The 12,701-nt window shown below is 63.0% G+C and carries 8 protein-coding genes; all 8 read left to right on the forward strand.

Translation table 11 applies throughout. The annotated features are described in order from the left end of the window. Positions 1 to 198: 198 nt before the first annotated feature. Complete coding sequence (locus FKZ61_RS10750; RefSeq protein ID WP_141610126.1) at positions 199 to 1,617, forward strand: ABC transporter substrate-binding protein; 1,419 nt, start codon at positions 199 to 201, stop codon at positions 1,615 to 1,617. A 126-nt stretch (positions 1,618 to 1,743) separates the two neighbouring features. Beyond that, positions 1,744 to 2,730, forward strand: coding sequence for an ABC transporter permease (locus FKZ61_RS10755; RefSeq protein WP_141610127.1), 987 nt, complete (start codon positions 1,744 to 1,746; stop codon positions 2,728 to 2,730). Between the two features lie 115 nt (positions 2,731 to 2,845). Next, positions 2,846 to 4,033: an ABC transporter permease gene (locus FKZ61_RS10760; RefSeq protein ID WP_141610128.1), complete on the forward strand. Its 1,188-nt coding sequence runs from the start codon at positions 2,846 to 2,848 to the stop codon at positions 4,031 to 4,033. An 11-nt stretch (positions 4,034 to 4,044) separates the two neighbouring features. Next, positions 4,045 to 5,136, forward strand: a complete 1,092-nt coding sequence (locus tag FKZ61_RS10765) for an ABC transporter ATP-binding protein (RefSeq protein WP_141610129.1) — start codon at positions 4,045 to 4,047, stop codon at positions 5,134 to 5,136. Between the two features lie 131 nt (positions 5,137 to 5,267). Next, positions 5,268 to 7,301 carry an ABC transporter substrate-binding protein gene (locus FKZ61_RS10770; RefSeq protein WP_141610130.1) on the forward strand — a complete coding sequence of 678 codons (2,034 nt, stop codon included), beginning with the start codon at positions 5,268 to 5,270 and terminating at the stop codon, positions 7,299 to 7,301. 100 nt (positions 7,302 to 7,401) lie between these two features. Beyond that, complete coding sequence (locus FKZ61_RS10775; protein ID WP_141610131.1) at positions 7,402 to 8,385, forward strand: ABC transporter permease; 984 nt, start codon at positions 7,402 to 7,404, stop codon at positions 8,383 to 8,385. A 102-nt stretch (positions 8,386 to 8,487) separates the two neighbouring features. Beyond that, positions 8,488 to 9,696, forward strand: a complete 1,209-nt coding sequence (locus tag FKZ61_RS10780) for an ABC transporter permease (RefSeq protein ID WP_141610132.1) — start codon at positions 8,488 to 8,490, stop codon at positions 9,694 to 9,696. 320 nt (positions 9,697 to 10,016) lie between these two features. Then, a complete protein-coding gene (locus FKZ61_RS10785; protein WP_141610133.1) occupies positions 10,017 to 12,617 on the forward strand; it encodes a hypothetical protein in 2,601 nt (866 codons plus the stop codon). Positions 12,618 to 12,701 lie beyond the last annotated feature (84 nt).

Consider the following 12,701-nt stretch of genomic DNA (forward strand, 5'->3'; position numbering starts at 1 on the left):
GGCAAGGGGTATCGCCTTCCTTGTCGGCGCCTCGGATCCTGAACTCTACGCAGTCGCTCCAGGATACTTCCCGCTGCCATGGCTGTTTCCTCCTCTCTCCAACTCTCATCTCGTCCAGCCTATCTCATCATTATATCCACCCCTCCCCCTGTTTGAGAACTAATAAGCCCTAGGGTCACCGGCCCCGAACGCACCCTGATGGAGCTGGAGGTCATCGACGACTACACCTTCAAGTGTAAGTTCGCCCATCCCAAGCCCCTCTTCATCTACAGCCTGGGCCGCCTGACCAACGCGCTCTATGCCCCCGGCCACTACATGAAGCAGTTCCACATGGAGCTGACCGACGACAAGGACGCCCTGGCTGCGGCGGCCACCAACGCCGGCTTCGAGACCTGGGTCCAATACTACCAGGACCGCAACTGGTGGTACCTCAACCCGGACAAGCCCAGCGTCGGCCCGTGGCTGGCCAAGAACCAGCTCTCCACCGAGCTCTTTATCATGGAGCGCAACCCGTACTTCTTCGCGGTGGATGCCGACGGCAACCAGCTCCCCTACGTGGACAAGGTCACCCACCGCCTCTTCGAGACGCCCGACGTCTTCAACCTCTGGATCATCAACGGCGAGATCGACTTCCAGGCTCGCCACGTCCAGTTGGGGAACTTCACCCTCTACAAAGAGAACGAAGAGAACGGCGACTATCGGGTGCTCATCGGCGTCAGCTCCGGCCATGTGGCCATGCAGCCGAACCACACCACCAAGAACCCACGGCTGCGGGAATTCTTCAACAAGCGGGAGGTGCGCATTGCCCTCTCCCTGGCGGTGGACCGGGAGGCGCTCAACGAGCTGGTCTTCGATGGGCTGATGAAGCCGCGCCAGTACAGCCCGCTGCCCATGTCGCCCCAGTACTATGAGAAGCTCTCCAATGCCTACATCGAATACGATCCGGAGCGGGCCAACCAGCTTCTGGACGAGGCCGGCTATGCCGAACGGGACAGCGAGGGCTTCCGCCTCTGGAACGACGGCAGCGGCGAGCAGATCAGCTTCATCATCGAGGGGACGGCGGAGCCCGGCTCCCCGGATGAAGACGCCGTCCAGCAGGTGATCCGCTACTACGCGGACGTGGGCATCAAGGCCAGCTACAAGTCGGTGGAACGCTCCCTGTACGAGGAGCACTGGGCGGCCAACGAGATCGAGGCGGCCTGGTGGGGTGGCGACCGCACCGTGGTGCCTCTGGTGGCGCCGGGCATCTTCCTGGGCACCATCACCGACCGCCCCTGGGCCGTGGCCTGGGGCCTCTGGCGCAACGATCCCACCAACCCCAATGCGGAGGAACCGCCGGAGGGCCACTGGATCTGGGACATCTGGTCCCTGTGGGATCAGATCGCGGTGGAGCCGGACGAGGAGAAGCGCAACGAGCTCTTCCGTCAGATCCTGGACATCTGGGCCGAGGAGTTGCCCATGATCGGCTACCTGGGCGAAGCGCCGGCGCTGGTCATCGCCAAGAATGGCGTGCGCAACTACCTGCCCGGCATGCCCATCGACGACCCCACGGGCGACGAGCACTTCCTCAACACTGAAACCTACTTCTGGGAAGATCCGGAGAACCACGTGGCCTGATCCGGGCATCAGCCGCCCGGCGTCGGCCGGGGGAGGGCGCGGGCAACTGCGCCCTCCCCATCCCGGTGCCAGGCGGCTATCCCGTGACCTGGTTCTGTGTTTGTGTCATGCTTTGGGAGCGGTGAAATGGCGATCTACATCTTGCGGCGGATCCTCTTCATGATCCCGACCCTCTTCGCGATTTCGATCCTGTCCTTTGTGATCATCCAGCTGCCGCCGGGGGACTTCCTCACCTCCTACGCGGCCCAGCTGCGGGCACAGGGCGACATCGTGGACGAGGCGCAGCTGGCCGCCCTCCGGGAACGGTACGGCCTGGGCGAGCCGGTTTACAAACAATATTACAAATGGATGAAAGGCATTCTCCTGGAAGGCGACTGGGGCCAGTCCATGGAATGGCAAAAACCTGTCAAAGAGCTGATCTGGGAACGGCTGGCCCTGACCATGGCCATTTCCGGCTCCGCGCTGCTGGTCAGCTGGTTTATTGCCATCCCCATCGGCGTTTACTCGGCGACCCATCAATATTCCATCCTGGACTATACCATGACGCTGTTTAGCTTTATCGGCCTGGGGACGCCCGGCTTCTTGCTGGCCCTGGTTGTCATGTTCTGGGCCCAATCGGCCCTGGGCATGAACGTGGGTGGGCTCTTTTCCCAGGAATATATTCTGGCGCCATGGAGTTGGGCCAAATTCGTGGATATGCTCAAGCATATCTGGATCCCCCTGATTATTGTGGCGGTCGGCAGTACGGCCGGCAACATCCGCATCACCCGGGCCAACCTGCTGGATGAATTGAACAAACCCTATGTGGAAACGGCCCGGGCCAAAGGGTTGAAAGAAAGTCGCCTCATCTGGAAATATCCGGTGCGGGTGGCCTTGAACCCCTTCTTCAGCACCGTGGGCTGGTCCCTGGCGAGCCTGATCTCCGGCACCACCCTGGTGGCCATGGTGTTGAGCCTCCAGACCACGGGGCCCATGTTGTTGCGTGCCCTCACCTCCCAGGACATGTACCTGGCCGGCAGCTTCATCCTGCTCCTGAGTACCCTGACGGTGATCGGTACGCTCATTTCTGACATCCTGCTGGCCGTTGTGGATCCACGCATCCGGCTCAGTTAGGATGCGTCCCATGGTTGGGCAGCCAGACGGAAAACCGACCGGGTTTTCCAAACCGTTTCCACCATGCGGTACGCGCCTCTCAGTTTAGGTATCAGAGGGCGAGGAGAAGAGATCCATGCAATCTGTGGAAAAGACCTGGTACGAACAGGTTGAAGAGCTCGATTCCACGTTGGAGGATGAGCTCGAAGAAGAATTTTTCTCGGAAGACGAGGAAAAGATCTATGTGGCGTCCTACCTCAAGCTCATGTGGTGGCGCTTCTTAAAACACCGGATGGCGGTCATCAGCGCGGTGATTGTGATCCTCCTGTACTTCGTGGCGGCCTTCGCCGAGTTCGTGGCGCCCTACGACCCGGAGAACTCCTTCGTCCAGTACAAGCTGGCGCCCCCCTCCACCATCCGGATCATCGACAACGAGGGCAACCTGCGGTGGCCTTTCGTCTACAAGATGGTGCGAGAGCGGGATCCGGAGACCCTGCGCAGTATCTATGTGGAAGATCGCACCGTGATGTACCCCATCCGCTTCTTCGTCCAGGGGCCGGAGTATGAGCTCTGGGGTCTGTGGAAGTCCGATCTCCACCTGTTCGGTTTAGACGCCCCCCGGGAGGAACAGGGGCTCTTCCTGTTGGGTGCCGACCGGCTGGGACGGGATCTTTTCTCCCGGCTCTGTTACGGCGCCCGCATCTCCCTGACCATCGGCCTGCTGAGCGTGGTGGTGAGCCTGGTGCTGGGGATCTTGTTGGGCGGCATCTCGGGCTACTACGGCGGCACTATCGACAACCTGATCCAGCGCCTCATCGAGTTCATCCGCTCTATTCCGGAAATTCCCCTGATCATGGCCCTGGCCGCAGCCCTGCCGGCCGACTGGTCCATTGTTCGCCTCTACTTCGGCGTGACCATCCTGCTCTCCTTTGTGGGGTGGACGGGCCTGGCCCGGGTGGTGCGGGGGCGTTTCCTCAGCCTCCGGGAGGAGGACTTCGTCATGGCGGCCCGGCTCGCGGGCTCCAGCGAGATGCGCATCATCCTGCGCCACATGATGCCCTCCTTCCTGAGCCACATCATCGCCTCGTTGACCCTCTCCATCCCAGGCATCATTCTGGCCGAGACGGGTCTGAGTTTCATCGGGCTGGGCCTGCGCGCACCGGCCATCAGCTGGGGCGTGCTGCTCCAGGAGGCGCAAAACTTGCGCTCGGTGGCCCTGGCCCCCTGGGTGCTCACCCCCGGGCTGGCCGTAGTCCTGGCTGTGCTCGCCTTTAACTTCCTGGGGGACGGCATCCGGGATGCCGCCGATCCATACGCCAAATAGGAGTGACTCGGATGGTTAACACAACTGTGATTCAAGGTGCACCGCAGGCGGCCGCTTCTGCCGCAGGCAAAAATCAAAAGCTGCTGGAAGTACGCAACCTGAAGACCCACTTCTTCCTGGAGCAGGGCATCGTGCGCGCGGTGGACGGTGTGGATTTCACCGTCTTCCGAGGTCAGACGGTGGGCCTGGTGGGTGAAAGTGGCTGCGGCAAGTCGGTCATGGCCCGCTCTATCCTGCGCATTGTGCCGCCGCCAGGCCGCATCGTAGACGGGGAGATCCTCTTCCACCAGGGCGTGGGCAAGGGAAGCACAGGCCAGAGCGGCCAGGAAGATGTCATCGACCTGGTGAAGCTGGACCCCATGGGCAGCAAGATCCGCAGCATCCGCGGGGGAGAGATCTCCATGGTCTTCCAGGAGCCCATGACCTCCCTCAGCCCTGTCCATACCATCGGCAGCCAGATCATCGAGGCCATCGTCCTCCACCAGCCGGTGACCAAGGAAGAGGCCCGGGAGCAGGCCATCCACATGTTGGAGCGGGTCAACATGCCCCACCCCAACCGCACCATCGATCGCTACCCCCACCAGTTGAGCGGCGGCATGCGCCAGCGGGCCATGATCGCCATGGCCCTCTCCTGCCGGCCTTCCCTGCTCATCGCCGACGAGCCCACCACCGCGCTGGACGTGACCACCCAGGCCCAGATCCTGACCCTGATGCGGGATCTGCAGGAGGAGTTCGGCATGGCCATCATCTTCATCACCCACGATCTGGGCGTCATCGCCCAGATGGTGGACTATGTGGTGGTCATGTACCTGGGCCAGGTGGTGGAAATGGCCGACGTCAACACCATCTTTTACGATCCCAAGCACCCCTACACCCAGGCGCTACTCCGCTCCATCCCCCGGCTGGGCCGCAAATCGGCCCAGGGGCAGACTGGCCGTCTGACGGCCATCCGCGGCTCTGTGCCCGATCCCTACGCCCGGCCCCAGGGGTGCCCGTTCCACCCCCGCTGCCGCAAGGCCATCCGCGGCGTCTGTGATCAGCAGGATCCGCCTTTCCTGGAAGTGGAGGAAGGCCACAAAGTGCGCTGTGTACTGTACCAGTAGCGCCTGCCCTGCCCATCCCGGACAGTGGTTCGTCGGGCACAGCCGTGCCACAGAGCCCGACGAACTTCTGTCATGGCAATTACGCTAATCCACAACATCCAATTCCGCATCTTGATGAGAGGAGTCCAATCATGTCTGAACGACACGAACCACGCACCCTGTCCCGCCGGATGTTCATGCGGCTGTCGGCCTTCACCGCGGCGGGTACGGTGCTGGCGGCCTGTGGCGGCGGGGGCACCCCAGAAGCGGCGCCTCCGGCGGCAGAAGCCACCACCGCCCCGGCAGCCGGCGAAGGGGGCGCCGCTGCCAGCGCCGGCGCTGCCCCCTCCCAGTACAACGAGGCCCCCATGCTGGCCGAGCTGGTGGCCCAGGGACAGTTGCCCCCAGTGGACGAGCGCCTGCCCAAGAATCCCCGGGTGATCCCTGTGGTCGAGGAGATCGGCGAATACGGCGGCACCTGGTTCCGGGCAGCCGTGGGGCCGGGTGACGCCGGCATCCTCAACAGCCGCCTCTCCTATGAGAATCTGGTGCGCTGGAGCCAGGACGGCTCCACCGTGGTGCCCAACGTGGCTGAAAGCTTCGAGATCAACGACACTGCCACCGAGTTCACCATCAAACTGCGGGAAGGGATGCGCTGGTCCGACGGCGAGCCCTTCACCGCGGACGATTTCGTCTTCTGGTATGAAGATGTGCTGCTCAACACCGATCTGACTCCCTCCATCCCCAGCTGGATGCGGGACCCGGTGACTGGCGAGGTCGGGAAGCTGGAGAAGATCGACGACTACACCATCAAGTTCTCCTTCCCGAACCCCTACGGCCTCTTCATCCAGATCCTGGCCGGGCCTTCGGCCGGTGCCGGCGGCAACATCTGCGACTATCCCAAGCACTACCTGAGCCAGTTCCACCCCAACTACGTCAGCGAAGAGGAGCTGGCCCAAAAGACCCAGGACGCCGGATTCGACAACTGGTGGGAGCTCTTCGGCAATAAACGCAATTGGCAGAATCCGGAACAGCCCCACATCTGGCCGTGGATCCCCACCCGGGTGCCGCCGGATGTGCCCGTGGTGGCCGAGCGCAACCCCTACTACTACAAGGTCGATCCCGAAGGCAACCAGCTCCCCTACCTGGACAAGGTCCAGTTCGACATTGTGGAAAACGCCGACCTGCTCAACCTGAAGGCCGTGGCCGGCGAGATCGACTGCCAGTTCCGCCACATCCTGTGGAACAACTACCCCCTCTTCATCGACAACGCGGAGCAGGGCGACTACCGGGTCTTCCGCTGGAAGCTGGCCGAGGGTTCCAACTGCCTGCTGCACCCCAACATGAACCACAAGGATCCGGTGCTGCGGGAGCTCTTCCAGAACAAGAACTTCCGCATTGCCCTCTCCCTGGGCATCGACCGCACCCAGATCAACGAGCTGGCCTACCAGGGCTTCGGCCAGCCCCGTCAGGCTTCCCTGATTCCGGAAAGCCCCTACTTCAAGGAAGAGCACGCCACCCGCTACGCCGAGCACGACCCCGACCGGGCCAACCAGCTCCTGGACGAGATTGGCCTCACCGAGCGGGATAGCGAGGGCTTCCGCCTGCGCCCGGATGGAGAGCCCCTGACCATCACCATCGAGTACGCGCCCGTCTTCGGCCCCTGGCGGGATGCGGTTCAGATGATCACCGACCAGTGGAAGCAGATCGGCATCCGGGCCATCCCCAAGGAAGAAGATCGGACGCTCTTCTCCCAGCGGGGCCTGGCCGGCGAAGAGATGGACATGGGCGTCTGGATCATGGACCGCTGCCTGACGCCGCTGATCGAGCCCTGGTACTTCCTGCCCTACCAGGGGGGCACGCCGCCGTCAACCGCGGCCCTCTGGTGGCAGTGGTACCAGAGCCGGGGCGAGCAGGGGGAGGAGCCACCTGCCGAGGTGAAGCGCCAGTACGAGCTCTACGACTTGATCAAAGGCGCCTCGCCGGATGAGCTGCCGGCCCTGGCCGAGGAGTTCTTCGACAACGCCTCCGAGAACATCTGGTTCATCGGGACAGTCGGCGTCCTGCCCCACGTGGGCATCGTCAAGAACAACTTCCGCAACGTGCCGGAAGAAGCCGTTTCGGACTGGCTGCAACAGACGCCGGGCAACACCAACGTGGAACAGTATTTCAAGCGCTCGTCCTGAGCGTCCGCCATTCACCCCCGCCAGATGAATCGGTCGCGACGTGGTGTGGGGAGCCGGCAGATCCATGCCGGTTCCCACGCCACGTCTTGGGAGGAATTCCATGCTTCAGTATATCGTTCAGCGGCTGCTGTTGATGGTGATCACCCTCATCGCCGTCTCCATCGTCTCCTTTGTGGTCATTGAACTGCCGCCGGGGGATTACCTGACGGCCTACACGGCAACCCTGGCCGCCTCGGGCGACTCGGTGGACCAGGCCCAGCTGGAGGCGCTGAAGCACCGCTTTGGCCTGGATCTGCCCCTGTATCAGCGCTACTTCAAGTGGATCTGGGGCGTCCTGCACGGCGACTTTGGCTACTCCTTCGGCTGGAACAAGCCGGTGTCTGAGCTGATCTGGGAACGGGTGGGGCTGACCTTCCTGATCTCCTTCACCGCCCTCATCTTCACCTGGATCCTGGGCTTCGTCATCGGCGTCTATTCCGCGGTCCGCCAGTATTCCATCGGCGACTACATTTTTACTGCCTTTTCGTTCATCGGGCTGGGCATTCCCGACTTCCTGCTGGCCCTGGTTTTGCTCTGGGTGGGCTATCGGTATTTCGACACCAACGTGGGTGGCCTCTTCTCTCGAGAGTTCCAGACAGAACCCTGGTCATGGGCCAAGTTTGTTGACATGCTCAAACATCTCTGGGTTCCCCTGATTATTCTGGGCATCGGCGGCACGGCTGGCCTGATTCGGGTCATGCGGGCCAACCTGCTGGATGAGCTGCGCAAGCCGTACGTGGAAACGGCCCGGGCCAAGGGCGTGAGCGAGACCAAGCTGCTGTTGAAGTACCCGGTACGCATCGCCCTCAACCCCTTCGTGAGCACTGCGGGTTGGGCGCTGCCGGGGCTGATCAACGGCGCTACCATCATCTCCATTGTCCTGAGCCTGCCCACCACCGGGCCGTTGCTGCTCAATGCCCTGTTGGTCCAGGACATGTATCTGGCTGCCAGCTTTATCCTGATTCTGAGCGCGTTAACGGTGATCGGTACCCTTCTGTCGGACATCATGCTGGCCTGGCTAGATCCGCGCATCCGCTATCAATAACTAAGACCCGTCGAGGGCAGTTGGACTGCTGTCGCCGGTCACCTGTCCTCCATCGGGCAGAAACGATCTGACCTGTATTGAACCCATGTGGAGCATTCAACAATGGCCGTAGAAAAAAATCGTCTATCCCCAGAACCCATCCAGGGTCAGGAGACGACCTGGCTGGCCAACGAGGATGAGCTGGAGGAACTGGAAGCTCCGGAAGCCATCGGTGCGGAAGAATCCACCGTTTACACCGCCTCCCAGTGGCAGCTCATGTGGTGGCGTTTTCGTCGCCACAAGATGGCCATGGTCTCCCTGGGCCTCCTGATATTTTTATATCTGGTGGCGCTATTTGCCGAAGTGATTGCCCCCTACGACCCCAACCGCTACGACGCCAACTACGCCTACGCGGCGCCCCAGCGCATCCACTTCTTCGATGCGGAGGGGAACTTCCACCTGCGGCCCTTCGTGTACGGGCTGAAGTCGGTGCGTGATATGGAGACCATGCGGCTTGTCTTCGAGCCCGACACCTCTGTGCGCTATCCCCTCTACTTCTTTGTGGAAGGAGAGCCCTACAAACTCTGGGGGCTGTTTGAGGCCAACATTCACCTTTTCGGGGTGAAAGATCCAGAGGGCGTCTTCTTCCTGCTGGGCGCCGACCGCCTGGGCCGGGACGTCTTCTCCCGCATCGTCTACGGGACCCGCATCTCCATGTCCGTGGGCCTGGTGGGCATCCTCATCAGCCTGATATTGGGCATCTTCTTCGGCGGCATCTCGGGCTATTACGGCGGCTTCGTGGATTCGCTCATCCAGCGGATCATTGAATTCCTGCGCTCCATCCCCACCATCCCCCTGTGGATGGGCCTGAGCGCGGCCGTGCCCAAGGAGTGGTCACCCCTGAAGATGTATTTCGCCATTACGGTGCTGCTCTCGCTGATCGGCTGGACGGGGCTGGCCCGGGTGGTGCGGGGGCGCTTCCTCTCCCTGCGGGAAGAGGACTTCGTCCTGGCCGCTACCCTGGCCGGGGCCAGCGAGCTGCGGGTCATCTTCCGCCACATGGTCCCGTCCTTCCTGAGCCACATCATCGCCTCGTTGACCCTGAGCATCCCCAGCGTCATCCTGGCGGAGACAGCCCTGAGCTTCCTGGGGCTGGGGTTGCGGCCGCCGGTGATCAGTTGGGGCGTGCTGCTGCAGGAATCGCAAAATTTGCGGGCCGTGGCCACGGCCCCCTGGCTGCTGACACCGGGCCTGGCCGTGGTGCTGGCGGTGCTGGCCTTCAACTTCGTGGGCGATGGCCTGCGGGATGCCGCAGATCCCTATGCGGTCTGAGCCAGACGGCCAGGCAACCCCTGGGATGTTCCCTGGCGCGACTTGACACTGGCCGTCCAATCCCTGATACTCATAGGTACACAGGTTTCCTCGCCGCCACCGGCAGAAATCGCTGGCCGCCTCACTGTCTCAACATTGCCACCCGGCTTACGTCCGATTTCTGCAGGCAGCGAACGCCAGCCCAGTCCATCCCGGCGGCAATCTACCGGGAGCATCTGCCCAGCCGACACACCAGATTGCCGCCGTGGTATTGACGTCAGACCGTACTACGTACCCGTCGACCCTGAACCGTTGTTCATCACACAGAACCTATGGCTGAAATGAACGATACACTCGAAATTCCTGTGGCTCACCTGGAACGCCAGCTCCAGGACGGCTTCGTCCATGACTGGCTGGTGGCCGGCCCCCAGGCCATTCCCGTCGACCTGTCTCGCTATCGCGGGCCGGACTTCAAGCGCCAGATCGTCCGGGCCCGCTATAGCGCCGAGATGGAGATCGACCACCCACCGGCTGAACAGGCAAGCTTTGAGCTGACCGACGGCCAGGGTGGAACGGAGAAGTTGACCTGGCAGGCGATCCGCTGTCGCGCCGACCATTTCGTGGATCTCACCGGCTTCTACCACACCTGCCACTACCTGCGCGCCTGGGCCTACACCCAGGTCGTGACCCCGGCCAGCCGACAGGCCACCTTGGTGCTCACCACCAACGGCCCGGCCGACGTCTGGATCAACGGCAAGCACGTCCACCGGCAGGAGCACTTCCACCACCAGCTGCCCCACAGCGTGCGCTTCTCGGCTCGCCTGGTGGAAGGCTGCAACGAGATCCTGGTCCGCTTCGAAGAAGTGGCCGTGCGGGAATGCCCCTATGCCATGGCCTTCCAGATCAGCGACATCCCCACCGACGATCTCACCGTGCTCCTGCCCACCACCCTGGAGCCAGTCGCCCGGCGCCAGAAGCTGGAAGCCATCATGGACGCCGCCTACCTGGACCAGGATGTGTACCACCGGGAGCAGAAGCTGGTGGTCCGCTGGCCCAAGGACCTGAAACTGGCCGACCAGATCACGGTCCGGCTACAGACACCCTCGGGCCGCATCTACGCCGAAGGCCAGCCCCACGTGCGGGCCGGTTTCGAGCTGAACCTGGGCCCCGTCTACCAGGTACCGGAGGGGGACTACCAGATCCTCCTCATGCCCCACCCCGAGGAGTACTACGTCCACGGCATGCGCATCCAGCGACGGATCCCCCTGCGCATCGCCAACGGCGTCTATTCCCAGACCCTCTACGGCACACCCGAATCCCGCCGGCGAGAGGCCCTGGAAGATGCCGCCCGACGCAACCTCAACGTCTTCTCCGAGATCGCCAAGATGGCCCTGGGCCGCTGGCAGCAGGTGAAGACCAACGTGATCCTGGAGACGGTGGAGCGCATCAACCAACGGGCCGACTGCAGCGATTTCTACCTGGTGGGGCTGCTGGGGATGATGATCCGCTACATGGACGACCCCAACTTCCCGGAGGATCTGGTCTGGCCCCTGGCCGACTGTGTCCTCAACTTCAAATACTGGATGGACGAGCCCGGCGACGACGCCATGTGCTACTGGTCGGAGAACCACCAGATCCTCTTCCACACCTGCGAAATCCTGGCCGGCCAGCTCTACCCGGACCGGGAGTTCAGCAACGTCAACAAGCCGGGGAGCTGGCACCGGGAAAAAGGCGAGCGGCTGGCCCTCTCCTGGCTGCACAAGCGCGCCACGGGCGGCTTCCGGGAGTGGGACTCCAACACCTACTTTGAAGAGGACGTGCTGGCCCTGACCCACCTGGCCGACCTGGCCGAGAATGACGAGGTGGCCGAGCTGGCGGCGGTGGTCCTGGACAAGCTCTTCTTCACCATGGCGGTCAACTCCTTCCGGGGCGTCTTTGGCTCCACCCACGGCCGCACCTATGCCCCCTTCATCAAGGGCGGCCGTCTGGAGCCCACCTCCGGCCTGGGTCGCATCCTCTGGGGGCTGGGCACCTTCAACAACCACATCCTGGGCACCGTCAGCCTGGCCTGCGCCCAGGGTTACGAACTGCCGCCCCTGATCGCGGCCATCGCCCTGGACCGGCCCGAGGAGATGTGGAACCGGGAGCGCCACGCGGGTACCCTGGAGGAAGCCGTGGACTGTGCCACCGGCTCCTGGGAGATCAACAAGGTCACCTACAAGACGCCGGACTACATGCTGGCCTCTGCCCAGGACTACCAGCCGGGCCAGTACGGCTACCAGCAGCACATCTGGCAGGCAACCCTGAGCCCAGACGCGGTGGTCTTCGTCACCCATCCGCCCTGCCTCAGCGAAGAAGGCTCCCACCGGCCCAACGCCTGGCACGGCAACGTGGTCCTGCCCCGGGTCGCCCAGTGGAAGGACGTGCTCATCGCAGTTCACAAGCTGCCGGCGGACGACTGGCTGGGCTTCACCCACGCCTACTTCCCCTTCGCCGCCTTCGACGACGTGCGGATGGAGGGGGGCTGGGCCTTTGCCCGCAAGGACAACGGCTACCTGGCCCTGACCGCCGCCCAGGGGCTGCAGCGGGTGGAGAACGAGGACAGCGCCAACCACGAGCTGCGTTCCTATGGCCTGACCAACATCTGGCTCTGCCAGATGGGCCGTGCCGCGCAGGATGGCAGCTTTGATGAGTTCGTGGCCAAGGTTCTGGCCACCCAGCCTTCCTTCGACGGCCTGAACGTCTGGTACCGTTCCCTCCGGGGGGAAACCCTGCGCTTTGGGTGGGAGGGTCCGCTCCTGGTGGACGGCCGGGAACAGGCCATCACCGGCTTCAAGCATTACGACAACCCCTACTGCGTCGCCGATCTGCCCTGCGAGCTCATGGAGATTCGCTTTGCCGACCAGGCCATGCGGTTGAACTTCGCCCCGCCAACCTCATAGCAGGATGGAGCAGGGGGCGGCCTCAGGTGGAGGTCGCCCCCTGTCCGCCAGACCGCTCCCCCTCGACCCAGCTTGGTTTGACAT

This window comes from Litorilinea aerophila (genome assembly GCF_006569185.2).
In the GTDB taxonomy this organism is placed as follows: Bacteria; Chloroflexota; Anaerolineae; order Caldilineales; family Caldilineaceae; genus Litorilinea; species Litorilinea aerophila.

Coding starts and splice junctions, on each gene's coding strand:
- FKZ61_RS10785 (WP_141610133.1), top strand. CDS start 10,017: ATGAACGATACACTCGAAATTCCTGTGGCTCACCTGGAACGCCAGCTC.
- FKZ61_RS10775 (WP_141610131.1), top strand. CDS start 7,402: ATGCTTCAGTATATCGTTCAGCGGCTGCTGTTGATGGTGATCACCCTC.
- FKZ61_RS10780 (WP_141610132.1), top strand. CDS start 8,488: ATGGCCGTAGAAAAAAATCGTCTATCCCCAGAACCCATCCAGGGTCAG.
- FKZ61_RS10765 (WP_141610129.1), top strand. CDS start 4,045: ATGGTTAACACAACTGTGATTCAAGGTGCACCGCAGGCGGCCGCTTCT.
- FKZ61_RS10770 (WP_141610130.1), top strand. CDS start 5,268: ATGTCTGAACGACACGAACCACGCACCCTGTCCCGCCGGATGTTCATG.
- FKZ61_RS10760 (WP_141610128.1), top strand. CDS start 2,846: ATGCAATCTGTGGAAAAGACCTGGTACGAACAGGTTGAAGAGCTCGAT.
- FKZ61_RS10755 (WP_141610127.1), top strand. CDS start 1,744: ATGGCGATCTACATCTTGCGGCGGATCCTCTTCATGATCCCGACCCTC.
- FKZ61_RS10750 (WP_141610126.1), top strand. CDS start 199: ATGGAGCTGGAGGTCATCGACGACTACACCTTCAAGTGTAAGTTCGCC.